This is a genomic window from Bradyrhizobium sp. CB82, from assembly GCF_029714405.1.
GTDB lineage: Bacteria > Pseudomonadota > Alphaproteobacteria > Rhizobiales > Xanthobacteraceae > Bradyrhizobium.
The window spans coordinates 1207484-1229885 of sequence record NZ_CP121650.1; the positions used below are offsets into that span (position 1 = coordinate 1207484).

Here is a 22402-nt window from a genome sequence, read left to right on the forward strand (position 1 = left end):
GTTTTTGCATATTTGACAGGTCCCCTCGGGTAGCCTCGGGGTAGGGGGCTGGCGAAGCGCAATTTTGCGCCAAATTGGCGCCGACTCGGGAAATAATGGACCGAGACTTCACATCTTCCGGTCTGGCCTCCCCGGCGCGGACGGCCTAAATCAGGCGCGACACAATTGAAGGAACCAGGACCATGATGCGCGACGACATCAACGCTGCGGTGAAAGAGGCCATGAAGGCCAAGGACGAGCGCAAGCTCGGCACACTGCGCATGGTCAATTCGACCATCAAGAACGCCGACATCGAGGCACGCGGCAACGGCAAGCCGCCGCTGAGCGATGCCGAGCTGCTCGGCGTGCTTCAGAAGATGATCAAGCAGCGCCAGGAGGCGGTCGAGCTTTACGAAAAGGGCGGCCGCGCCGAGCTCGCCGCGCAGGAGCGCGAGGAGATCGCCGTCATCTCGGCCTATCTGCCCAGGCAGATGTCCGATGACGACGTGAAGAAGGCGATTTCCGATGCGATCGCCGAGACCGGCGCCGCCGGCATGAAGGACATGGGCAAGGTGATCGCCGCGCTGAAGGCCAAGTACACCGGGCAGATGGATTTCGCCAAGGCGAGTGGTTTGGTGAAAGCGGCGTTGACGGCTTAGGGCGTTCCTACCCTCCTTTCGACGGGGAGGGTCGATCGCGCGAAGCGCGAGCGGGCGGGGTGATCTCTCCATTCGGGCACCGCTTCTTTGGAGAGACTGTCACCCCACCCCGTCTCACATTTCGCTGCACTCCATGTGAGCCGACCCTCCCCCTCCAGAGGAGGATGGCACTTCCGGTGCCGCACCAGTTCGGTCTACTCTCCCGACAGAAACAATCGGGGGCAACCGATGACCAGCGCGATCAGGCCGTTCCGCATCGATGTCGGTGACGATATCCTCGCAGACCTCAAATCGCGCCTTGTGCGCACGCGCTGGCCGGAGGCGGAGCTTGTCGACGACTGGAGTCAGGGTGCGCCGCTGACATGGATCAAGGAGATCTGCGGCTATTGGGCCAACGAATATGACTGGCGGGCGCGCGAGGCGAAGCTCAATCGCTTCGATCAGTTCACCACCGAGATCGACGGGCTCGATATCCACTTCATCCATGCGCGCTCGAAAGAGCCTGCCGCGCTGCCGCTGATCATCACCCATGGCTGGCCCGGCTCGATCGTCGAATTTCAGAAGGTGATCGCGCCGCTGGTTGATCCCGCCGCGCATGGCGGCAAACCAGCCGATGCCTTTCATGTGATCTGTCCTTCACTGCCGGGCTTCGGCTTCTCGGCGAAGCCCAAGACGACCAGCTGGGGCGTCGACCGCATCGCCGCCACCTGGGCGAAGCTGATGGAACGCCTCGGCTATATCAGATACGGCGGCCAAGGCGGCGACTGGGGCTCGGCGGTGACGACCTCGCTCGGTGCGCAGGATCCTGCGCACTGCGCCGGCATCCACATCACGCTCGCCAACGCGGCACCGAAGGTCGAAGGCGAGCCGACGGCGGAAGAGAAGCGGGCGCTCGCAGGGCTGAAGCACTATGTCGATCTCGACTCCGGCTACGCAAAGCAACAATCCACGCGGCCGCAGACGCTCGGCTATGGCCTCACGGATTCGCCGAGCGGGCAGGCGGCCTGGATCTTGGAAAAGTTCTGGGCCTGGACCGATTGCAACGGCCATCCCGAAAACGTCTTCACCAGGGACGAGCTGCTCGACAACGTCATGCTCTATTGGGCGACGCAGACAGCGACCTCTTCGGCGCGGCTCTATTGGGAGAGCTTTGGCAAGCGCCGCACGACGCCGATCGTCAAGGTGCCGACGGGCGTTGCGGTATTCCCCAAGGAGATCATCACGCCAGTGCGGCGCTGGATGGAGCCCAATTTTCACAACATCACCCATTGGAGCGAGATGGAGAAGGGCGGCCATTTCGCCGCCTTCGAGCAGCCCGAGCTGTTCGTGCGCGAGGTGCGAAAGTTCTTCGCGACGGTGCGATAGGAGCAAGCCAATGCTGACCGAAGCATCCACCTATGACGAGCTCTATCGCAGCTTCCGCTGGGATATCCCGGCGCACTTCAACATCGCGACGGCCTGCTGCGACCGCCATGCCGACGGCACGGGCCGTCTAGCCCTAATCTATGTCGACGAGAACGGCGCCATCACGCGCACCTCCTTCGATGAGGTCGCCGAGATGTCGCGCCGCTTCGCCAATGTGCTGAAAGTGGACGGGCTGTCGCGCGGCGACCGCGTCGCGGTGTTCCTGTCGCAATCGCTGGAATTGCCGATCGCGCATCTCGCCGCGTTCCGCGCCGGGTTGATCTCCATCCCGCTGTTCGCGTTGTTCGGCGAAGATGCGCTGGAATTCCGTCTGTCGAATTCAGAAGCAAGGGCGATCGTCACTGACGAAGCTGGCTGGGAGAAGCTCACAAAAATCCGCGATCGGCTGCCCTATTTGCAAGACATCTACGTCACGAGCAGTGCCGTTCACGCCGGCGCCAAACCGTTCTGGCCGGCGATCGAAAACGCGTCCGAGGAATTTGCGACCGTCGATACGTCGGCCGATGATCCCGCGCTGATCATCTACACTTCCGGCACGACCGGCAACCCGAAGGGCGCGCTGCATGCACATCGCGTCGTGCTCGGGCATCTGCCGAACGTCGAGATGTGTCACAACTTCCTGCCGCGTTCCGGCGATCTTATGTGGACGCCGGCGGACTGGGCCTGGATCGGCGGGTTGATGAACGCGCTGTTCGCGTTCTGGTACCATGGCATTCCGCTGGTCGGACATCGCGCGCGAAAGTTTGAGCCGCAGGCGGCGATGCTGATGATGGCCGATCTTTCGGTCCGCAACGTCTTCCTGCCGCCGACCGCGCTGAAGCTGATGCGGCAGGCAGGCGTAAAACATCCGGGCGTGAGGCTGCGCAGCATCTTCACCGGCGGTGAATCGCTGGGCGGTGAGCTGCTCGGCTGGGTGCGCGAGACTTTTGGCATCGACGCGCATGAAGTGTTCGGTCAGACCGAATGCAATCTCGTGATAGGCAGCAACTCCAACCTGTTTCCGATCCGACCGGGCTCAATGGGCAAGGCAACGCCCGGCTTCGACGTCCGCATCGTCAACGATCAGGGCGAGGAGTTGCCGCGTGGCCAGCGCGGCATCATCGGCGTGCGCCAGCCGTGCCCCGTGACCATGCTCGAATACTGGCGCAATCCGGATGCGACGGCGAAAAAATATGCCGGCGAGTTCCTGCTCACCGGCGACCTCGGCGTGCAGGATGAGGACGGCTACTTCTGGTACGTCAGCCGCGAAGACGACGTCATCACCACCGCCGGCTATCGCGTCGGCCCCTCCGAAATCGAGCACACGCTGATGAAGCACCCGTCGGTCGCGATGGCCGCGGTCGTCGGCATTCCGGATCCGATCCGCACCGAATCGATCAAGGCCTGGATCGTGCTGCGTCCGGGCTTTGCGCCGAGCGACACGCTCGCGCGCGAGATTCAGGAGTTCGTCAAGGTCCAACTCGCCGCCCACGAATATCCGCGCTTCGTGGAGTTCGCGGAAACGCTGCCGATGACGGCCACGGGCAAGGTCCTGCGGCGCGAACTGCGGGCGCGGGGATAGGTTCTTTTCAATTCGACACGGTCAGATGATGCCGAAGACGTCTCACGCCGCGGGGCTTCACCGCGCCTCGCTGAAGAAGCTGCACGATCTGGATGCGGCTTTGGAGCTCATGTATTATGGCTGGCGCGGGATGACGCTCCAGGCCGACGCGTATCTTGCGAAACAGGGCCTATCGCGCCCGCACCATCGAGGACGCGTCGGGGTGGCCTACTGGCCCGTGTTGAAGGGGCCGATGCTCAGGATCTTCGTCATCGACGCTGCCCTGTTTGCGGCCAACCTTGGTGTGGCGCTCCTGCTCGCGTCGCACTCCTGACGCGCTGGAGGATTGCGCGGCATATTGCCCGAAGGCAATTGCGGTATCTACTGACCGTTCAACTCTTCCGTGCAAGCGTTGCGAGAGCGGGGTAACATTGGCGCCAAGAGTGTCGCGCGACGAAGATCGCGCCGGCAAACGAGGAGGAAGCCAATGTCCATCTCGGGTAAAGTCGATCCTGTGGTGCGCGCCGTGGCGGCCACCGACATCGCCGAAGCGCTGGTCGAAGGCCTGCGGGATTTTCAGGCGCTGCCGCTTTATGGCCTCTGCTTCGGCGGTCTCTATGCCGCCGGCGGCATCGCCATCATGCTCTGCCTCACCGCCTTCGGACTGATCTATCTCGTCTATCCGCTGGCGGCGGGCTTTGCGCTGATCGGGCCGTTCGTCGCGATCGGCCTTTACGAAGTCAGCCGGCGCCGCGAGCGAAATGAGCCCGTCTCCTTTGGCGCGATCTGGTCGACGATACGCTCGCGCAGCGAGATCGGCTGGATGGCCTTCGTCACGCTGTTCGTGTTCGTTGTCTGGATGTACCAGGTGCGGCTGCTGATCGCACTGCTGCTCGGTCTGCATGCCTCGTTCTCGAGCCTGCAGGAGTTCATGACGGTGGTGCTCACCACCAATGAGGGCCTGTTGTTCCTCGCGATCGGCAATGCGGTCGGTGCCGCGCTGTCGCTGATCCTGTTCTCGCTGACGGTGGTGTCGTTTCCGCTCTTGCTCGACCGCGAGGTCGATTTCGTCACCGCGATGGTGACGAGCGTGCGCGCCGTCGTCACCAGTCCGTTGCCGATGATCGGCTGGGCTGCCGTCATCGTGATGCTGCTCATCGTCTCGGCGTTGCCGTATTTTCTCGGGCTGATCGTGACGCTGCCGGTGCTCGGCCACGCGACGTGGCATCTGTATCGGCGCCTGGTGGTGCCGGTACCATAATTTCGGCGTCGTCTTACGGCGTCTTGATGCCCATTGCCTTGAGCGCCGCGAGCATCTGTGCCGGCGGGGCCATCTTGATCTGCGGCGCTTTGCCTGTCTCCAGCAGGCTCTTCAGGCCGGAGAGGATCGCGGGCCAGCCCGCACGACCGCCGGAGAGGATGTCATCGTTCAAGGGTCGGTCGTGGCGTTCGCTCATGGTCAGCCGGACGGCCTCGCCGGCCTGCTCGATCTCGTAGGTGACGAGCGTGGTCCCGAGCTTTTCGACGAGGTCCGGCCAGTTGACGTTCCACGTCACGGTCAGTCTGTTTGGCGGATCATGTTCGAACACTTCGCCACGGATGTGCTCCGAACCGTCCGGCGCCCGCACGATGAATCTGCCGCCGAGCTTCGGCTCCATCTCCACCGCGAAGCCCGAGAAGTACTTTCGGCTGAACTCGGCCGAGGTCAGCGCTTCCCACACCTTCTCGGGCGTGGATGCGATGTAGATGGTGTAGACCGTAAGCGGCTTGAACTGATCGATGTTCATTGTGCGTCGAAGCCCTTGTTGAGTGCCGTGCGCGGAATGACGAGCACCTTGCCGGTCTCCAGCAGACTTTTGAGCCCTGACAGGATCGCCGGCCAGCCATTGGAGACGGCGCCAAGGTACTTGCCACCCTCGACGAAGCCGTCATGCAGGACCGTCAGCCTCACGAGTGCACCGAAGGGCTCGATGGTGAAGACCACCCTCGATATCGGCTCATTTCGAAGCTCTTCATACTTCTGGTGCTTGAAGCTGTAGGACAGGCGCCGCGGCGGATCGGCTTCCAGGATCTCGCCGGAATCGGTGATCGCGCCGTCCAGCAGGAGGGCGAACGGCGAGCCGACCTTCCAGTCAGACCTGACCTCGGCGCCGAACCAGTATTGCCGGGTGAACTCGCTCGAGGTGAGCGCCTGCCACAGCTTTTCCGGCGTGGTCTCGATATAGGTCACGTAGACGAATTGCGGCTTACTCATCGCGCTTCTCCAACTGACGTTTCAACTCGCTGAGTGCGGCAAGTTTCCCGCGCTCGAACTTCCTGATCCAGCGTTCGCCGATCTGATGGATCGGCACCGGATTGAGATAGTGCAGCTTCTCGCGGCCATGCCTGAATGTGGTGACCAGGTTGGCCTCTTCGAGAACGGCAAGGTGCTTTGTCACGGCCTGGCGCGTCATCTCTAGGCCCTCGCAGAGCTGGTTCAATGTCTGCCCGTTGCGGGCGTGAAGCCTGTCCAGGAGCGACCGTCGTGACGCATCGGCGAGCGCTTTGAAGACTTCATCCATGGTGGCGATAATAGGCAACCAAATGGTTGCATGTCAAGATGATGTCTTTGGTGCGCCCGAATTGCCGTGTTAGCGTCTTACCTCAGCCAACGAAGATTGGTTCCGGGAGGAAACATGTTTCGTCGCGTCCAACTTGCTGCCTGCCTCGTCCTTTTTGTCTGCAACGGCGTCCACGCTCAGAAGCAGCAGGTGATCGGCGCGCCGCCCGAAGCCTCCAACATGAAGCTGGTCGGATATAACGACCTGCAGGCGCGCAGCGCCTATCAGCCGACCATTCATCATCAAGGCGATCGCTGGATCGCCTATATCGGCCATCACGGCGGCACCGACGACGCGCCCAATCCTGTCAATCCCTTGACGGGGCAGGCCGAGCCGAATGGTACCTCGATCGTCGACGTTACGGATCCCGCGCATCCCAGATATCTGCGCCACCTGCCGGGGCAGGAGGGCAAGTATGAATCCGGCGGCGCGCAGATGGTGCGGGTCTGCGACGGCAAGTCGCTGCCGAAGGGCGATGCCAACGCCGTCTATATGCTCCGCACCTTCGGCAGCGAGGCGCATGAGATCTGGAACGTCGCCGATCCGGCCAATCCCGTGCTCATCACGCGCATTGGCGGCTTGAAGGACACGCACAAGAGCTGGTGGGAATGCGACACCGGCATTGCCTATCTCGTCTCTGGCGCGCCGGACTGGCGCACGCGCCGCATGACGCAAGTCTATGATCTCAGTGATCCCGCGCATCCGCAGAAGATCAGGGATTTCGGCCTGCCCGGCCAGGAGCCAGGTGCAACCGGCGCCGTGCCGACAGAGTTGCACGGGCCGATTTCGACGGGGCCCACGGGCAACCGCGTCTATTTCGGCTACGGCACCAACAAGAGCGGCATCTTGCAGATCGTCGATCGCGAGAAGCTCTTGAACGGCGGCAAGGAGCCGACGCCGGAGAACCTGCGCTATCCCGAAATCGCGCGCCTGCCGATGTCAGCCTTCAACGGCGCGCATACGACGTTCCCCATGCTCGACATGCCCATCGCCGAGTTCGCCGAGGACAAGGACGGCAAGACCCGCGACATCGTGATGATCGTCGACGAGACGGTTTTGAACGAATGCGGCGAAGCGCGGCAGATGGTGTGGTTTGCCGACGTCACCACCGAGGTGCGGCCGATGATGATCTCGAGCTACACGGTGCCGGAGGCGAGCGGGCAGTTCTGCCAGCGCGGCGGCCGCTTCGGCTCGCATTCGTCGAACGAGAGCATGGCGCCGGTCTATTACAAGAAGATGGCCTTCATCGCCTTCTTCAATGCCGGTGTGCGTGCGCTCGATATCCGCGATCCCTATCACCCCAAGGAGGTCGGTTATTTCATCCCGGCCATCACGGCCGCCACCGACAAGCGCTGTATCCCCGTCGAAGGCGGCGAGCGCTGCAAGGTCGCGATCCAGACCAACAATGTCGAGACCGATGACCGCGGCTACATCTACATCGTCGACCGCGCCAATACCGGGTTGCACATTCTGGAGTTGACCGGACCCGCGCGCGCCGTTGCCGGCTTGCCGAAGGACTGACGATGCGGCGCGCGGTAACCATAGTGGCTGCGGCGATTGCGCTCGGCGCGTCCGGCATCGGCGCCTATCAACTTGCGCCGGTGCCGGCGGAGACGTCTGCACATTGGCGCGAGATCGCCTGGCCGTTCCCGCGCGACGGCTGGCCCGCGGGCCGTGCGTTCCACTGCGATGAGGGCTGCGCCGGCGCCGAGCTCTACGTTCGCGCAAAGCGCGGCTTCTGCAATTGCGACCGCCGCGTTGCCGATGACGACGAGGTCGATCGCGTCACGGACCTCGATTTGATCAGCCCGCGCTTTGCTGCAACTGCGGCGGGCGATCGGCTGCGCGTCGGCGGGCTCGACGGCCGCGCCCGGCACTATGATCTCGACATGCCCGACGGTGCGCATCGCGCAGCCACCGGCATTGCCGTGTCGCGCCGCTGCGATCTTCTGGTCGCAGTCACCCAGGGTGCGGGCGAGGTGCACGCGATGCAGCGCGCGGCGCTCGAGTTCCTGGAAACGCAGGAGGTGAGGCGATGGATGGTCGCAGCGCTGGATGGACGGTGAGGGAGGCGCGACGGCGGCGCCACATTTTCCGCCGTCATCACCCGCGAAAAAGCGGGTGATCCAGAATTCCGGAGACTGGTCGTGCACGGAGAAGCCGCGGCGTACTGGATACCTCGCTTGCCGCCTACGCTGCAGCTTCGGCGAGCCAAGACCTCAAGCCTCGGCGAAGCCTTGGCGTAGCCGGGTCGCGGGGTGTTTGTGGCGCGTGCGCGCGATGCAAGTCCTGCTTTCGCTTCCGCCCCGAACATGCATTAATTGCACCGCAACTCCCTCAGCGAGTGTCCGCCATGATGTCCTTGCAAGCCTATCTCGCCTTCGTCGCCGCCTGCATTGCGCTGGCGCTGTTGCCTGGTCCGATCGTCACGCTCGTCATCGCCAATGGCCTCAGGCATGGAACCCGTGCGGCGTTGACCAACGTCGCGGGCGCGCAGGCCGGCCTTGCGATCGTGATCGGCGTCGTCGCGATCGGACTGACCTCGCTGATGGCGACCATGGGCTACTGGTTCGACTGGGTGCGCTTTGCCGGCGCCGCCTATCTGATCTGGCTCGGCATCAAGCTGATCTGGTCGCCGGTCGAGGGCGTCAATGTCGACGAGCCGCCGGCACCGCCGCGCGGCGGTTTCTTCCTGCAAGGTTTTCTGGTGCTGCTGTCCAACCCGAAGGTGCTGGTGTTCTTCGGCGCCTTCATTCCGCAGTTCATGGACATGAACCGCGATCACTTCCCGCAGGTCGCGCTGCTTGGCGCAACCTTCATGGTCACCGCGGCGATGACGGACGCGCTCTACGCCACGGCCGCCGGCCGCGCGCGAAAATTCTTCTCGGCGCGCCGCACGCGGATGATGTCGCGCGTGTCCGGCGGATTCATGATCGGCGGCGGTATCTGGCTGGCGCTGACAAGGGCAAAGTGAGGACTACGCGAGCCCCTCCGCCTTCAACTCCGTTTCGATCTCGCCAAAAATCCGCGCCAGCCGTTCCGCCCATTGCTGCTGGCCGGATTGGTCCGTGATCAAATCCTGGCGGATCTCGATGCCGGTGTTGATCAGGCCGCGGGCTTCGCCGTGGACGGGGATGGTGTAGTCGGTGAGGTCGCTCACCGCATAGGGCTCGTTGTCGCCGACGACGAGATCGCTTTCGCCGCGCAGATGTTTCAGCAAGAGATGCGGCAGCACCGTGTCGCGGTGATAGAGCGTGCCGATATGCCAGGGCCGCGCGACGCCGGCATAGACCGGCGTGAAGCTGTGCAGCGCGACCAGCACCGTTGGCCGCCTGGCGTGGACGCGCGCGTCGATCACCGCATTGATGCGGCGGTGATAGGGATCAAAAATCTCGCGGCGGCGGGCGTCGCGCTCACCGGTGGAAATCCCCTCATTGCGCGGGATCATTGTCGCCTCCGAGATCACGGGGATCGAGCTTGCTGCGCCCGGCGGGCGGTTGCAGTCGATCACGAGCCGCGAATAGCGCTGCGCAATCAGATGCGCATCCAGCATCCCGGCGAGCCGCTCGGCGACGCCGGCAATCCCGATGTCCCAGGCGATGTGCCGTGACAGCTCGCTCTCGGCGACGCCGAGATTGCCGAGCGCGCGCGGCAGCGCTCGACCGTAGTGATCGCAAGTGAGCAGAAAGGGCGCGCCTCCTGCCGCATTCGTCTCATGCACCGGCGGAATGTCGCCTTTGCCGAGAAGTTGATTCGTCGTACCGGCCGCCTCTAAAGTCATCCTGATTGCCTATGGAAAATGCACTCTGCTCTTAAAATTGGGCAGCCAACGCTATAGATTAGCCGGTCCAAAATCACCATGATTGCCTGACGATGCCGTTGCTCACGATTCATCACAAGACCGAATATCGCTATAACCGCCCGGTGGCGTTCGGCGAGCATCGCATCATGCTGCGTCCGCGCGATAGCCATGATCTGCGCGTGCTCGACAGCCGGCTCGACATTGCGCCGCAGCCGATGTCGCTGCACTGGATCCACGATGTGTTCGGCAACTCGGTCGCGATCGCGAATTTCGACGAGCGCGCCGACGTCTTGACGTTCGACTGGCACGTCACCGTCGAGCACAATCCGGTCGAGGAGTTCGCGCTGACGCCGGACGATCCGGCCTATTTCTATCCCTTCGTCTATGACGACGAGGAATTCCCCGACCTCGTGCACTACATCACGCCGCAATACGCTGATCCCGACGGCGAGCTGTCGGAATGGGCGCGCAGCTTCCTCGACGAGGAAGCGCCGACGCCGACGTTCAAGATCCTGAGCGGCATGACGCACGGAATCCGCAAGGCTTTCAAATATCGCAAGCGCCACGAGCAGGGCACGCAACATCCGCTCGACACGTTGCAGACCGGAGGCGGCACCTGCCGCGATTATGCGCTGTTCATGATCGAGGCGCTGCGCCGGCTCGGCATCGCCGCACGATTCGTTTCCGGCTACATCTTCGTGCCGGAGGATCTCGAGACGCGCCACGTCGGCGGCGGCTCGACCCATGCCTGGGTGCAGGTCTATTTGCCGAGTGCGGGCTGGATCGAGTTCGATCCGACCAACGGCATCGTCGGCACGCGCGACCTGATCCGCGTCGCGGTGGCCCGCGATCCGCGCCAGGCGATCCCGCTGCATGGCGTTTATCTCGGTTCGGCCGAGGCGTTCGAGGCCATGGAGGTGAACATCAAGGTGGTCTCGGACGACCAAGAGAACGACGAAGAGCTGGAGACGGAGGTTTTGTAGATGGATATCAAGGTCGGCTTCGAAATCGCTTACGCTGCGCCACAGCCGACGCCGATGGTCATCATGCTCAACATCCATCCTTCTCGCCAGGCCGACATCATCGGCAAGGAGACGGTGGTGGCCGAGCCGGACGTGCCGATCCGGTTCTATCACGACAGCTTCGGCAATATCTGTGGGCGCCTCGTCGCGCCCGCGGGCGGCGTCACGCTGAAGGGCAGCGCGCTGGTGCGCGACACCGGCCTGCCGGACGAGGTGATGCCATCAGCGCAGCAATTGCCGATCGAGCAGCTGCCGAACGAGCTTCTGCTCTACCTGATGCCGAGCCGCTATTGCGAGACCGACAAGCTCACCGACATCGCCTGGTCGTTGTTTGGCAAGACCGAGCCTGGCTGGCGGCGCGTCTGCGCCATCACCGGGTTCGTGCACGAGCACGTCGCCTTCGGCTACGAGCACGCCCATCACATGAAGTCCGCGCATGACGTCTATGAAGGCCGTTCCGGCGTCTGCCGCGACTTCGCGCATCTGGCGGTCGCCCTCTGCCGCTGCATGGGCATTCCGGCGCGCTACTGCACCGGCTATATGGGCGACATCGGCATTCCGCCCGAGCCGTTCCCGATGGATTTTTCCGGCTGGTTTCAGGTCTACCTCTCCGGCAAATGGCTCACCTTCGATGCCCGCCACAATGTCCCGCGCATCGGCCGCATCCTGATGGCCACGGGCCGCGATGCCGCCGACGTCGCGCTGTCGACGAGCTTTGGCCGGATGGAGTTGAAGAAGTTCGAGGTCGTCAGCGACGAAGTGGTGAAGGCGGCGTGAGCCGTCTCCACGATCGTCATTGCGAGGAGCGAAGCGACGAAGCAATCCAGACTGTTTCCGCGGAAAGATCCTGGATTGCTTCGCTTCGCTCGCAATGACGGTACCCGTTGAGGCATTGCGCCTCCCCAGCGTCGTCCTGGCGAACGCTAGGACCCATTACCCCGACTGCCCGTGTGACGCTGAGCTGGGTCCGTCAGTGTGCCTATTCCAATATTCGGTGGCTATGGGGCCTGGCTTTCGCCAGGACGACGTGGAGTGTGAGGCGCTGTTGTTCCGTACAATTGACGGCTATAGACACCTCATGACCACTGATCGTCTTTTCGTCTACGGCACATTGATGCGCGGCTTCGACCATCCGATGGCGCGGCTCCTGGCGGCGCATGCGGATTTCCTTGGGGATGCGACCTGCCGCGGCCGGCTCGTTCTCGTGAAGCATTATCCGGGGCTGCTGCAGTCGGAGGCAGCGTCCGACCTCGTGCACGGCGAACTCTTCCGCCTGCGCGCGCCCGACGAGCTCCTGCGCGAGCTCGACATGTACGAGGCCTGCGGCGAGGGCTTTCCCGAGCCGACCGAATATCTGCGCGCGCTGATCGACGTCACGCTTGCGGATGGTGCGACCGGGAAGGCCTGGACCTACGTCTACAACTGGCCGGTCACGGACCTGCCGCGCATAGCGTCCGGCCGCTTCCTCGAGCACTAGAGCGCGATGAGATCGGATGAATCGTCATCGCGCTCTAGGTTGTTGTTTGCGCATGATCTCCGCGCAAAAGCGTTCCGCGTTTGTCGCGAGAGGGAACCGCTTTACGCTTTTCCGCATCATGCTTTAGCCCGCGAGCACCTCGCGCACCACGCGCACGTCGACTTCGCGCTCGACATAGGACCACTCCTCCGTCGCGCGCAGCATTGCGACCAACTCCTCGAAGATCGAGGCATCGGCGGGCGCGAATTCGAACCAGGTCAGGAAGTCGAAGGGCTCGCCGAGATCGCGGCAATGATAAAGCTGCCGCGCGATTGCCGGCAGAAAGCGCAGGCTGCTGGCGATATGGTGCGACTTGTCCTCAAATATCTTCCGCCGCTCCTCCGCCGTCAGCTCCCACCAGGCCTGTGATTTGCGGATCGGGATCAGCGCCGCGCTGGTCGCCTCGGCGCGGCCGAGGCCGGCCTCAACCGCGACGAGCTGCTCTTTCTCGCCGCGCTCGGTGTAGCGCAGATAGCTCGCAACGCCGACCAGCCGCCACGAATTGCGTGAGGGCACCAGCGGCAACGCCACGGACTCGCTGTCGACCACCGACAGCGCCGGCATGAATGGCAGGGGATCCCCTTTCACGGGCGAGATCGAGGTGACGCGCCAACCCCCGCTATGGCCGCCGCGAAACGTCGTGAACATGGGGGCATGGAAGCGCGGAACCCGGCGCGGTTCAAGCCGCTTTTCCAACCATCGCCATTCCGGGTTCGCGCGCCCCGAAGTGACGATGGGATAAGGCCTGTGAATAGGTCGAATAAGTCGGATAAGCCGGACAAACCTGACTTTCAGGCCGTGCGTCCCTATATCCGTAACCCTTCGCCCGACTCAGATAGTTGGCGCTAGAATCACGGTATGCGCTTCACACCCCAATTCCTCGACGAGCTGCGTGCCCGGCTTTCGGTCTCCGAAGTCGTGGGCAAGCGCGTGAAGCTGAAGAAGGCAGGGCGGGAGTGGAAGGGGCTCTCGCCGTTCCAGCAGGAGAAGACGCCGTCCTTCTACGTCAACGACCAGAAGGGTTTTTACCACGACTTCTCCTCGGGCAAGCACGGCGACATCATCAACTTCGTGATGGAGACCGAGGGCCTGCCGTTCGGCGAGGCGGTCGAGCGGCTCGCGAACATGGCCGGCCTGCCGCTGCCGGCGGCGACCCCGGATGCCGCGCGGCACGAGCAGCGGCGCCGGACGCTGCACGAGGTGATGGATCTTGCGGCAAAATTCTTCGCGGAGACGCTGGCCTCGCGGTTGGGCGCAAAGGCGCGCGGCTATCTCGCCGACCGCGCGATCTCGCCGGCGACGCAATTGCAGTTTCGCCTCGGCTACGCGCCGCCGCCGCCGGAACGCTTCGCGCTGAAGGAGCATCTCGGCAAGCAGGGCGTCTCGGTCGAGGACATGATCGAGACCGGGCTGCTCGTGGCCGGCAACGACATCCCGGTGCCCTACGATCGCTTCCGCGATCGCGTGATGTTTCCGATTACCGACTTGCGTGGGCGTGTCATCGCCTTTGGCGGGCGGGCGCTCGAGAAGGACGTTCCGGCAAAATACCTGAACTCGCCGGAGACGCCGCTCTTCCACAAGGGCGACAATCTCTACAACCACGCCACCGCGCGGAAAGCCACGCATGACGGTGCCGCGCTGATCGTGGTTGAAGGCTACGTCGACGTGATTGCGATGGTCACGGCGGGCTTTGCCGGTGCGGTGGCGCCGCTCGGCACTGCATTGACCGAAAGCCAGCTCGCGCTGCTCTGGAAGATGGCTGACGAGCCGATCCTCTGCTTCGACGGCGACAAGGCTGGCCAGAAGGCCGCCTACCGCGCCGCCGATCTCGCGCTGCCTTTCCTCGCGCCCGGGAAGAGCCTGCGCTTTGCGCTGCTGCCGGAGGGACAGGACCCCGACGACCTCGTGCGCACCAGTGGCCGCGGCGCGGTCGAGGAGGTGATCGCGGCGGCGCGCCCGCTTGCAGACGTGATCTGGTCGCGCGAACTCGAAGGCGGCAGCTTCGTCACGCCCGAGCGCCGTGCGGCGCTGGAAGCGCGCATCAACGAGCTCAGCAACGGTATCCGCGACGAGGTCGTGCGGCGTTACTATCGCCAGGATCTCGCCGAGCGCCTCCAGCGCACCTTTGCGCCTGAAAGTGGCGGGCGCAGCGGATTCGCCGGGCGCGGCAATTTCCACTCGCAGCCCGGCCGCTCCTTTCAGCCCCGCGGCGGGGGCGGCGCGAATCGATTCGCCGGCCAGGGGCGCCGCGGCGGCCCGATTCCCACCTCGCTCCCCTCAGGGCCTTACCAGGCGGCGAGCCCGCAGCTTGCCGCAAGCCCGATCATGCGCGGACAGCGCAGCGCCATCTCCCGCCGGGAGGCCTTGATCCTGCAAAGCCTGATCAATCACCCCTGGCTGCTGCATGACCATCTGGAGGAGGTGGCGGCTCTGGAACTGGCGCACCCGGAGGCCCACAAGCTCCGCGCCGGCATCATCGCGGCCTTTGCCAACGACCACCACCACAGCCCGGACCCGAGCGAGCAGGCCGAGAAAATGCGCGCAGACCTCGATCGGAGCGGATTTTCCCCACTACTTCAAAGGGTTGAGCGTGTCATCACGACCCAGGCGGTGTTCGGGGCGCGCGAGGGCGCAGCGCGGGATGACGTTCTTGCGACTTGGAATCAGCTCGTCGCCTTGCATCGGCAGTGGCATTCACTACTTAGGGAGCTGAAAGACGCCGAGCTGGCCTTGGGGGAAGACCCCAGCGAGGCCAATTTGGCGTGGCTGCGTGACGTCAAGGCCCGGATGGCCGAGGTCGACGGCACCGAAGCCCTGATCGAGGGTTTTGGCGAGCTGTCGGGCCGGTTTCAGAAGAGCGTATGACACAACAATCATGCGGACAGCCGGGGCCGGAACCGCGAAAAGACTCGCCAAATCCAAGGTTTGGCGGCAGAAACAGGGTTAATCGAGGCTTAACGGTCTTGTAGCACTTTGGCCAACAGGCGGCCGCAGGCATAACAGACGCGTCAGGAATAAATCCGCGCATTCGCTGTTTGGCACTCTACCTGCATTCGCCGGCGACAAAAGGGGCTCACGAAGCGTTAGGCAAATCCGGCGAGAGAAGTTCTGGGGTGGCGAAAAAAGGTTTGCGCCGCCCTTTCCGTGTCGAGAGCTGACGAAGCGAGAGCGTCGAAAACAGGTTCAAGTGAATTCAGGCAGGCGCCGTGCGGGCCGCCTGTATGAAGCGCGTTTAGGAGCAATGGATGGCCACCAAGGCAAAGACGCTGCAGGCGAAGGACAAGGAAAAAGACGACAAGGCAGCGGACGCTCCCGAGAAGGACTCCCAGGACGCGCCCTCGCCGTTGCTCGACCTGTCCGACGCTGCAGTGAAGAAGATGATCAAGCAGGCCAAGAAACGCGGCTTCGTGACCTTTGATCAACTCAACGAAGTCTTGCCGTCCGACCAGACCTCGCCCGAGCAGATCGAGGACATCATGTCCATGCTCTCGGACATGGGCATCAACGTCACCGAAGCCGACGACAGTGAAGGCGAGGACGACAAGGACGAGGGCGGCGAGGACGAGACCGACAACGAGCTCGTCGAGGTCACCCAGAAGGCCGTTACCGAGGTCAAGAAGAGCGAGCCGGGCGAGCGCACCGACGATCCCGTGCGCATGTATCTGCGCGAGATGGGCACGGTCGAGCTCTTGTCTCGCGAAGGCGAAATCGCGATCGCCAAGCGCATCGAGGCCGGCCGTGAGGCGATGATCGCGGGCCTCTGCGAAAGCCCGCTGACCTTCCAAGCCATCATCATCTGGCGCGACGAGCTCAACGAAGGCAAGATCTTCCTCCGCGACATCATCGATCTCGAAGCGACCTATGCCGGCCCGGATGCCAAGGGCGGCATGAACACCGCGATGATCGGCGGCCCCGCAGGCGAGAACGGCGAAGTGCCGGCCGAAGGCGGTGAAGCCGTTGCAGCGACTGCCGCAGCGCCGGCCCATGTTGCCCCGCCCGCCGCGCCGCCGTCGCCGACCCCGTTCCGTCCCGCGCCCGGCGTCGGCAATGGCACCGAGGTCGAGAAGGATCCGGGGGAAGCCGCCGCCGAAGCCGACATGGACGAGGACGACGAGTTCGAGAACCAGATGTCGCTCGCGGCGATCGAGGCCGAGCTCAAGCCGAAGGTCGTCGAGATCTTCGACAAGATCGCTGACAACTACAAGAAGCTGCGCAAGCTCCAGGAGCAGGACATCCAGAACCAGCTCGAGAGCACATCGCATGGCCCGTCGCTCTCGCCGCATCAGGAGCGCAAGTACAGGAAGCTGAAGGACGAGATCATCGTCGAGGTGAAGTCGCTGCGCCTCAACCAGGCGCGCATCGATTCACTCGTCGAGCAGCTCTACGACATCAACAAGCGCCTCGTCTCGCACGAGGGGCGCCTGATGCGTCTTGCCGACAGCCATGGCGTCGCGCGCGACGACTTCCTGCGCAACTACACCGGCTCGGAGCTCGATCCGCGCTGGCTCAACCGCGTCTCGAAGCTTTCGGCCAAGGGCTGGAAGAATTTCGTCCAGCACGAGAAGGACCGCATCAAGGACCTGCGCCACGAGGTTCATCAGCTTGCGGCGCTCACGGGTCTCGAGATCGGCGAGTTCCGCAAGATCGTGCACTCCGTGCAGAAGGGCGAGCGCGAAGCCCGCCAGGCCAAGAAGGAGATGGTGGAAGCCAATCTCCGCCTCGTGATCTCGATCGCCAAGAAGTACACCAACCGCGGCCTTCAGTTCCTCGACCTGATCCAGGAAGGCAACATCGGCCTGATGAAGGCGGTCGACAAGTTCGAGTACCGCCGCGGCTACAAGTTCTCGACCTATGCGACGTGGTGGATCCGGCAGGCGATCACCCGCTCGATTGCGGACCAGGCGCGCACCATCCGTATCCCCGTGCACATGATCGAGACGATCAACAAGATCGTGCGCACCTCGCGCCAGATGCTCAACGAGATCGGCCGCGAGCCGACCCCGGAAGAGCTCGCCGAGAAGCTCGGCATGCCCCTCGAGAAGGTGCGCAAGGTCCTCAAGATCGCCAAGGAGCCGTTGTCGCTCGAAACCCCCGTCGGTGACGAAGAGGATTCGCACCTCGGCGATTTCATCGAGGACAAGAACGCGATCCTGCCGATCGACGCCGCGATCCAGTCGAACCTGCGCGAGACCACCACGCGCGTGCTCGCCTCGCTCACGCCGCGCGAAGAGCGCGTGCTGCGCATGCGCTTCGGCATCGGCATGAACACCGATCACACGCTGGAAGAAGTCGGCCAGCAGTTCTCGGTCACCCGCGAACGTATCCGCCAGATCGAAGCCAAGGCGCTGCGCAAGCTGAAGCATCCGTCAAGGAGCCGGAAGCTGCGGAGTTTCTTGGATAACTGATGCGAGATGAATTGGCCGCCGGGTTCAGGCTTGGCCTCAGACTCAATAAACGGCGGGCCGAAAGCCCGCCGTTTATTTCTTGGTCTTCAGCATCGCCCGGGGCTGGCAGGGACGACAACTTAAGATAGAAGTGTACCGCCGGATCGATGTGGTGGCAAGGTAAATCGTGACGGAACAGTGACGCAGCGAACGCGATAAACATCTGTTGATCGCATCTGCAACTTGGCGCGGGCGAATTCGAGCAATTTGCTTGGCCTGCCGTGCTGTCTCGATCACGGCGCCGCGATTGGAACCCACCGCATTTGTATGCAGCGGCAGCAAGCTGCATCGATTCCATCATCCGTCAATGGCCCATTCGACCACGCATGCGCGCTAACGCGCCTCGTCGCTCAGTTTCTGCGGTGCCAGGTGCAACTTTCCACCGCCGCCTCCGCCGTCATCCTCCTTGCGTTCCTGCGCCATGATAGCGCTGCCCATCGCGGCCGAGCCGAAAGTGACGACGAAGGAGCCGAGCAGGAGGAAAATCGCGACGACCGGCGAACTGTCGGCGAAGATGAGATCACGCAAGTGCGCGGGATTGATGAGCAGCAGCCCGCCGACCAGCAGCGTCGCGGCGCAGGCGCCGATCGCGAGGTTGATCGCGAGCAGGCGGAACAGGGGAGTGCGCAGGAGCGCAAGGCGCCTTGGTTCGATGTCGTTGGGCATGGCCGATCAATTCAAGCTCGCTTGGGCGGATCGAACCTAGCACCGCCGCGCAAAGCCTCAACCCGCTGGCGTACAGATATCTCCACTGTCATTTCGCGCTCGGACCTTCGGGCCGCCCCCGGAATGACGAGGAAGAGGCGCGCTGCCTCACGCCGCCGGCGCGACGCGGTTGGCCTCCTCGTTCTCTCGCGCCGCCGGCTGCCGCGCGAGCATGGTCTGCCACAGCGTGGCGATGCTCGCTTGCGTCGGCGGCGCGATGAAGCAGTGGCCCTCATTGTCGAAGCCGCAGAACCGCACGGATGCGTCGCTCTTCACCACCGTCAGCGCCTCGTTGATCATCTCCAGGCACGTCATGACCTGGCCGACGTCCTCGAGCCGCGTGTGATGCAGGATGTCGATCAGGCGGAACGCCATCACCGTGGAGGGACCATAGGTGATGCCGGGCCGGCCGAATTCGAACAGCACGTTGACCGCCGGGAAGACACCGCGGATGTGGTCGAGGATGCCGGCGATGTCCTCGACGCTGCAAGCGACGAGATGGGCGGCCTGCGGCGGCGTGGCGCGAGGGGCTTGCGGCACTGGCCCCAGCGAAGCGCTCACCTGCTGCTCGATCCATTGCCGCACCGGCGCCGGCGCGTTGCGGATCTGGTCCGCGGTCAATGTGATTCCGATCATGCGCCTCTCCCTTTTCGGGCCAGTCTAGAAAGGCTGGCGCGGGCAGATATTGACGCGGATCAACCGCACTGCTTTGACGGTCGCAATGTTCCCGGGCATGATCGCCCGCGCGCTTCGCGCAAGGTCTTGAGGGATTTCTGACATGCTGAGATTAGGTCTGGCCGTCGCGTTCGTCGGTCTTTTGGCGAGCGGCCCGGCGCAGGCCGCTCGCTGCGGCGGCGACTTCAATAGCTTTCTCGCCGGCATGGCTTCGGAAGCGCAGGCCGCGGGCGTGTCGGCGAGCGTGACCGGCGCGGCGTTCAGCGGGGTGACCGAGGACGGCGCGGTGCTCGCCTTCGACCGGCGCCAGCGCTACACCTTCAACAAGAGTTTTGAGCAGTATGTCTCGACCCGCGTCGGCGCTGGCCGCATCAATGGTGGCCGCGCGCTCTTGCAGCGCCACGCCGCGTTGCTCTCGCGTATCGAGCAGCAGTTCGGCGTGCCCCGGCAGATCCTGGTCGCGATCTGGGGTCTGGAGAGCGATTTCGGCAAGGGCGATATGGGCAAGCTGCCGGTGATCCGCACGCTCGCAACCCTCGCACATGATTGCCGCCGCACCGAGCTGTTCCAGGGCGAACTGCTCGCAGCGCTCAAGATCGTGCAGCGCGGCGACCTGCCGCTGCGCGACCTGATTGGCGCCTACGCCGGCGAGATCGGGCAGACGCAGTTCCTGCCGTCGTCCTACATCAAGTACGGCGTCGATTTCGACGGCGACGGGCGCGTGGACCTCCGCCACAGCGTCGCCGACGTGCTCGCCTCGACCGCGAACCTCTTGCACACCAACGGCTTCAAGATGGGCCAGCCCTACGGCGAAGGCTCCGCCAATTTCGAAGCGATGCGCGAGTGGAACAGGGCGCTGATCTATCGCAAGACCATCGGATATTTTGCCGATCGGCTGATGGGGCAGTGAGGGGCGGCGAAGGCCTCAACCATCGTCATTGCGAGTTGAGCACCGGCCGAGGGCCGACCGAGTCTTTCCGCGGATGCATTTCTGGATTGCTTCGCTGCGCTCGCAATGACGAGCTTGTGGCGCGTGCGTCCCATACTCTCGATGTCATCGCCCGCCTTGTGCGCAATTGCGCACTGGGCGTGCGACCGCGCGTGCCGTGCACCACGCCCCAGAAATTGATGTCGAACAGCCACTCCCTCTGCGCCTGATCGATCTCCTCGAACGAGCCGAGCAGCGCGACGCCGGCATTGTTGACGAGGATGTTGAGCGCGGGATGCGCCGCGACCGCCTCGGTCGCGAACCGCGCGACGTCCTCGGCCTCGCCGACATCGATACGGTGCACGCTGACCTTCCGGCTGCCGCCGATCTCGGCGGCCAGCGTCTTCAGCCCGGCCTCGTCGCGGTCGGCGAGCGCAACGTCGCAGCCGCGCCGGCAGAACTCGATTGCCAGCGCGCGGCCGATGCCGCTCGCAGCTCCCGTGATGGCGGCGGCGCCGCGGATCGCTGTCATGATCCTTCCGTCGATGAGAAATGACACGGGCGAATGCGCGGCTGCGCCTATTGCATCGAGTTCCCCACGACTTTCTCAATTTGGAACCGAACCATCCAGTACCTTTTCGGCTTAGCTCACAACCGATTTTGACGATCTGGTTCGCAGCAAGTCCAGGAGCAGGCCTATGGGACAAGCAACGCCCTTTCGTTCGGTCGCACTGATCGTTGAAGACGACGACATGCAGCGTGAGATGCTGAGCCTTCTCCTGGAGGAGAGCGGCTATCACGTCATCCAGTGCGCAAGCGGCGAGGATGCCCGGCACGTTCTCGACGTGGCTGCGGGCACGCTGTGTTTCCTCATGACAGACGTGCAGCTCGCAGGCCGCACCGATGGGGTCGAACTCGCCCGCATCGCCAAGGAGCGCAACCCAAGACTGGACGTCGTCGTCACCTCCGGGCGTCCACTGACCCAGCCCTTGCCTGATGGCGCCAAGTTCTGGGCCAAGCCCTGGGCGCCACTGGACGTGCTGCGCGAGGCGGAGGCGGCCCAGCTATCCTGACGACCCGTTGCTGAGCACGCTTTTCGCGGTGAGCGGCAATGGTAAGGTCGGATCATGACCTGGTCATTCCTGCTCACCTCCCTGATCGTGATCGCTTCGCCCGGCACCGGCGTGCTCTACACGCTGGCGGCGGCTTTGACGCGCGGCTCGCGGGCGAGCGTCGCCGCCGCCTTCGGCTGCACGCTCGGCATCGTGCCGCATATGACGGCGGCGATGCTTGGGCTCGCCGCGGTGCTCCACACCAGCGCGCTCGCCTTTTCAGCGCTGAAATGGTGCGGGGTGGTGTACCTGCTCTACATGTCCTGGCAGGCGCTGCGCGAGACCGGGGCGCTGGCGGTGGAGGACCGGATCGCGGAGCGTTCGAGCTGGCGGGTGATCGTCACCGGCTTTTTGATCAACATCCTCAATCCAAAGCTCTCGATCTTCTTCCTCGCCTTTCTCCCGCAATTCATCGCGACAGACGAGGCCCACGTGCTGGCGCGGATGCTCGAATTGAGCGGCGCCTTCATGGCGATGACCTTTGCCGTATTCGTGGTCTACGGCCTGTTTGCCGCCTCGTTGCGCGAGCGCGTCATGTCCCGCCCCCGTGTCATGGCCTGGCTGCGCCGCAGCTTCGCCGCCGGTTTTGCCGCGCTCGGCGCGAAGCTGGCGTTTGCGGAGCGATAGGCTTTTCACCTCGCCCGCGTCCCGCCGAAGCTTCAGCGAAGGCGGATGCGGGGAGAGGGATTGAGGCAGCCGAAGTCTGGCCAATAAAAAAGCGGGCCTTGCGCCCGCCGTCCTTAAACTCGCCCCACCGACGCCCGGGCGGAGCGAGGCTCCACCCGGGCAAAGAACAAGAAGCAGCGTTACTTCTTCTTGGCCTTCTTGGCCTTCTTCGCCTTCTTCGCCTTCTTCGCTTTCTTAGCCATAGTATCCTCTCAAGGGTTAATGGTGGAACGCGACACGAGGGATGCTCGGCGGAGGGCCAGCCTCGCAACATCCTCGACGCTAAACTCAGCAGATTCGCGGGCGCCTGCCCCGCGCTGTCACGCCGC

The 22402-nt window shown here is 63.8% G+C and carries 22 protein-coding genes and 2 pseudogenes; 16 read left to right on the forward strand and 8 right to left on the reverse strand.

Annotated elements, in window-relative coordinates:
* Positions 1-182 precede the first annotated feature (182 nt).
* From QA640_RS05750 to QA640_RS05770, 5 genes and pseudogenes are all read left to right on the forward strand, one after another.
* Entirely contained in the window at positions 183-638 is a 456-nt protein-coding gene (locus tag QA640_RS05750) for a GatB/YqeY domain-containing protein (RefSeq protein ID WP_283039777.1), read from the forward strand.
* Positions 639-866: 228 nt separating this feature from the next.
* Positions 867-2003, forward strand: a complete 1137-nt coding sequence (locus QA640_RS05755; protein WP_283039778.1) for an epoxide hydrolase family protein — start codon at positions 867-869, stop codon at positions 2001-2003.
* 10 nt (positions 2004-2013) lie between these two features.
* Positions 2014-3624, forward strand: coding sequence for an acyl-CoA synthetase (locus tag QA640_RS05760; protein WP_283039779.1), 1611 nt, complete (start codon positions 2014-2016; stop codon positions 3622-3624).
* Positions 3625-3652: 28 nt separating this feature from the next.
* Positions 3653-3814: pseudogene (locus tag QA640_RS48245) on the forward strand (MarR family transcriptional regulator); the annotation flags it as partial.
* 276 nt (positions 3815-4090) lie between these two features.
* The gene (locus tag QA640_RS05770) at positions 4091-4864 is read left to right on the forward strand and encodes a DUF2189 domain-containing protein (RefSeq protein WP_283039781.1); all 774 of its coding nucleotides are present in this window, start codon (positions 4091-4093) and stop codon (positions 4862-4864) included.
* A gap of 13 nt (positions 4865-4877) precedes the next feature.
* Here the strand turns inward: QA640_RS05770 and QA640_RS05775 are convergent, their stop codons facing one another.
* Genes QA640_RS05775 through QA640_RS05785 form a run of 3 tightly spaced genes read right to left on the reverse strand, consistent with a single transcriptional unit; the run spans position 4878 to position 6164 of the window.
* Positions 4878-5390 carry an SRPBCC family protein gene (locus QA640_RS05775; protein ID WP_283039782.1) on the reverse strand — a complete coding sequence of 171 codons (513 nt, stop codon included), beginning with the start codon at positions 5388-5390 and terminating at the stop codon, positions 4878-4880.
* Positions 5387-5857 (reverse strand): SRPBCC family protein, encoded by a 471-nt coding sequence (locus tag QA640_RS05780; protein WP_283039783.1) that lies wholly within the window; start codon positions 5855-5857, stop codon positions 5387-5389. Before QA640_RS05780 ends, QA640_RS05775 begins: the two co-directional genes overlap by 4 nt.
* The gene (locus tag QA640_RS05785) at positions 5850-6164 is read right to left on the reverse strand and encodes a metalloregulator ArsR/SmtB family transcription factor (RefSeq protein WP_283042730.1); all 315 of its coding nucleotides are present in this window, start codon (positions 6162-6164) and stop codon (positions 5850-5852) included. The genes QA640_RS05780 and QA640_RS05785 overlap by 8 nt, the downstream gene beginning before the upstream one ends.
* Before the next feature lie 114 nt (positions 6165-6278).
* Between QA640_RS05785 and QA640_RS05790 the strand changes: the two genes are divergently transcribed.
* The 3 genes from QA640_RS05790 (at position 6279) to QA640_RS05800 (ending at position 9177) form a co-directional block, all read left to right on the forward strand.
* Positions 6279-7724: a hypothetical protein gene (locus QA640_RS05790; protein ID WP_283039784.1), complete on the forward strand. Its 1446-nt coding sequence runs from the start codon at positions 6279-6281 to the stop codon at positions 7722-7724.
* A 2-nt stretch (positions 7725-7726) separates the two neighbouring features.
* A complete protein-coding gene (locus tag QA640_RS05795) occupies positions 7727-8269 on the forward strand; it encodes a hypothetical protein (protein WP_283039785.1) in 543 nt (180 codons plus the stop codon).
* Between the two features lie 287 nt (positions 8270-8556).
* On the forward strand, positions 8557-9177 hold the full coding sequence (locus QA640_RS05800) for a LysE family translocator (protein WP_283039786.1): 621 nt from the start codon (positions 8557-8559) through the stop codon (positions 9175-9177).
* Between the two features lie 3 nt (positions 9178-9180).
* On the opposite strand, the gene QA640_RS05805 is transcribed toward QA640_RS05800, so the two are convergent.
* A complete protein-coding gene (locus tag QA640_RS05805) occupies positions 9181-9984 on the reverse strand; it encodes an N-formylglutamate amidohydrolase (RefSeq protein WP_283039787.1) in 804 nt (267 codons plus the stop codon).
* A gap of 92 nt (positions 9985-10076) precedes the next feature.
* On the opposite strand from QA640_RS05805, the gene QA640_RS05810 reads away from it, so the two are divergent.
* From QA640_RS05810 to QA640_RS05820, 3 genes are all read left to right on the forward strand, one after another.
* The gene (locus QA640_RS05810; protein ID WP_283039788.1) at positions 10077-10988 is read left to right on the forward strand and encodes a transglutaminase family protein; all 912 of its coding nucleotides are present in this window, start codon (positions 10077-10079) and stop codon (positions 10986-10988) included.
* Positions 10989-11804, forward strand: coding sequence for a transglutaminase family protein (locus QA640_RS05815; protein ID WP_283039789.1), 816 nt, complete (start codon positions 10989-10991; stop codon positions 11802-11804).
* 301 nt (positions 11805-12105) lie between these two features.
* Positions 12106-12504 carry a gamma-glutamylcyclotransferase family protein gene (locus QA640_RS05820; RefSeq protein WP_283039790.1) on the forward strand — a complete coding sequence of 133 codons (399 nt, stop codon included), beginning with the start codon at positions 12106-12108 and terminating at the stop codon, positions 12502-12504.
* Positions 12505-12627: 123 nt separating this feature from the next.
* On the opposite strand, the gene QA640_RS05825 is transcribed toward QA640_RS05820, so the two are convergent.
* Entirely contained in the window at positions 12628-13191 is a 564-nt protein-coding gene (locus tag QA640_RS05825; RefSeq protein ID WP_283039792.1) for a chlorite dismutase family protein, read from the reverse strand.
* Positions 13192-13401: 210 nt separating this feature from the next.
* Between QA640_RS05825 and dnaG the strand changes: the two genes are divergently transcribed.
* Both dnaG and rpoD read left to right on the forward strand, forming a co-directional pair.
* Positions 13402-15408, forward strand: a complete 2007-nt coding sequence (gene dnaG / locus QA640_RS05830) for a DNA primase (protein WP_283039793.1) — start codon at positions 13402-13404, stop codon at positions 15406-15408.
* 380 nt (positions 15409-15788) lie between these two features.
* Positions 15789-17948: an RNA polymerase sigma factor RpoD gene (gene rpoD / locus QA640_RS05835; protein WP_283039794.1), complete on the forward strand. Its 2160-nt coding sequence runs from the start codon at positions 15789-15791 to the stop codon at positions 17946-17948.
* A 372-nt stretch (positions 17949-18320) separates the two neighbouring features.
* Here rpoD and QA640_RS05840 read toward each other — a convergent pair whose 3' ends face one another.
* On the reverse strand, positions 18321-18653 hold the full coding sequence (locus QA640_RS05840; protein ID WP_283039795.1) for a hypothetical protein: 333 nt from the start codon (positions 18651-18653) through the stop codon (positions 18321-18323).
* 147 nt (positions 18654-18800) lie between these two features.
* Positions 18801-19328, reverse strand: coding sequence for a hypothetical protein (locus QA640_RS05845; protein ID WP_283039796.1), 528 nt, complete (start codon positions 19326-19328; stop codon positions 18801-18803).
* Between the two features lie 142 nt (positions 19329-19470).
* On the opposite strand from QA640_RS05845, the gene QA640_RS05850 reads away from it, so the two are divergent.
* The gene (locus tag QA640_RS05850) at positions 19471-20277 is read left to right on the forward strand and encodes a lytic murein transglycosylase (RefSeq protein ID WP_283039797.1); all 807 of its coding nucleotides are present in this window, start codon (positions 19471-19473) and stop codon (positions 20275-20277) included.
* Positions 20278-20464: 187 nt separating this feature from the next.
* Here QA640_RS05850 and QA640_RS05855 read toward each other — a convergent pair.
* A pseudogene (locus QA640_RS05855) lies at positions 20465-20827 on the reverse strand (SDR family NAD(P)-dependent oxidoreductase); the annotation flags it as partial.
* A gap of 166 nt (positions 20828-20993) precedes the next feature.
* Here QA640_RS05855 and QA640_RS05860 point away from each other — a divergent pair.
* Both QA640_RS05860 and QA640_RS05865 read left to right on the forward strand, forming a co-directional pair.
* A complete protein-coding gene (locus QA640_RS05860; protein WP_283039798.1) occupies positions 20994-21368 on the forward strand; it encodes a response regulator in 375 nt (124 codons plus the stop codon).
* A 54-nt stretch (positions 21369-21422) separates the two neighbouring features.
* Positions 21423-22034 carry a LysE family translocator gene (locus tag QA640_RS05865; protein ID WP_283039799.1) on the forward strand — a complete coding sequence of 204 codons (612 nt, stop codon included), beginning with the start codon at positions 21423-21425 and terminating at the stop codon, positions 22032-22034.
* Positions 22035-22402 lie beyond the last annotated feature (368 nt).

Coding starts and splice junctions, on each gene's coding strand:
- QA640_RS05750 (WP_283039777.1), top strand. CDS start 183: ATGATGCGCGACGACATCAACGCTGCGGTGAAAGAGGCCATGAAGGCC.
- QA640_RS05755 (WP_283039778.1), top strand. CDS start 867: ATGACCAGCGCGATCAGGCCGTTCCGCATCGATGTCGGTGACGATATC.
- QA640_RS05760 (WP_283039779.1), top strand. CDS start 2,014: ATGCTGACCGAAGCATCCACCTATGACGAGCTCTATCGCAGCTTCCGC.
- QA640_RS05770 (WP_283039781.1), top strand. CDS start 4,091: ATGTCCATCTCGGGTAAAGTCGATCCTGTGGTGCGCGCCGTGGCGGCC.
- QA640_RS05775 (WP_283039782.1), bottom strand. CDS start 5,390: ATGAACATCGATCAGTTCAAGCCGCTTACGGTCTACACCATCTACATC.
- QA640_RS05780 (WP_283039783.1), bottom strand. CDS start 5,857: ATGAGTAAGCCGCAATTCGTCTACGTGACCTATATCGAGACCACGCCG.
- QA640_RS05785 (WP_283042730.1), bottom strand. CDS start 6,164: ATGGATGAAGTCTTCAAAGCGCTCGCCGATGCGTCACGACGGTCGCTC.
- QA640_RS05790 (WP_283039784.1), top strand. CDS start 6,279: ATGTTTCGTCGCGTCCAACTTGCTGCCTGCCTCGTCCTTTTTGTCTGC.
- QA640_RS05795 (WP_283039785.1), top strand. CDS start 7,727: ATGCGGCGCGCGGTAACCATAGTGGCTGCGGCGATTGCGCTCGGCGCG.
- QA640_RS05800 (WP_283039786.1), top strand. CDS start 8,557: ATGATGTCCTTGCAAGCCTATCTCGCCTTCGTCGCCGCCTGCATTGCG.
- QA640_RS05805 (WP_283039787.1), bottom strand. CDS start 9,984: ATGACTTTAGAGGCGGCCGGTACGACGAATCAACTTCTCGGCAAAGGC.
- QA640_RS05810 (WP_283039788.1), top strand. CDS start 10,077: ATGCCGTTGCTCACGATTCATCACAAGACCGAATATCGCTATAACCGC.
- QA640_RS05815 (WP_283039789.1), top strand. CDS start 10,989: ATGGATATCAAGGTCGGCTTCGAAATCGCTTACGCTGCGCCACAGCCG.
- QA640_RS05820 (WP_283039790.1), top strand. CDS start 12,106: ATGACCACTGATCGTCTTTTCGTCTACGGCACATTGATGCGCGGCTTC.
- QA640_RS05825 (WP_283039792.1), bottom strand. CDS start 13,191: ATGTTCACGACGTTTCGCGGCGGCCATAGCGGGGGTTGGCGCGTCACC.
- dnaG (WP_283039793.1), top strand. CDS start 13,402: ATGCGCTTCACACCCCAATTCCTCGACGAGCTGCGTGCCCGGCTTTCG.
- rpoD (WP_283039794.1), top strand. CDS start 15,789: ATGGCCACCAAGGCAAAGACGCTGCAGGCGAAGGACAAGGAAAAAGAC.
- QA640_RS05840 (WP_283039795.1), bottom strand. CDS start 18,653: ATGCCCAACGACATCGAACCAAGGCGCCTTGCGCTCCTGCGCACTCCC.
- QA640_RS05845 (WP_283039796.1), bottom strand. CDS start 19,328: ATGATCGGAATCACATTGACCGCGGACCAGATCCGCAACGCGCCGGCG.
- QA640_RS05850 (WP_283039797.1), top strand. CDS start 19,471: ATGCTGAGATTAGGTCTGGCCGTCGCGTTCGTCGGTCTTTTGGCGAGC.
- QA640_RS05860 (WP_283039798.1), top strand. CDS start 20,994: ATGGGACAAGCAACGCCCTTTCGTTCGGTCGCACTGATCGTTGAAGAC.
- QA640_RS05865 (WP_283039799.1), top strand. CDS start 21,423: ATGACCTGGTCATTCCTGCTCACCTCCCTGATCGTGATCGCTTCGCCC.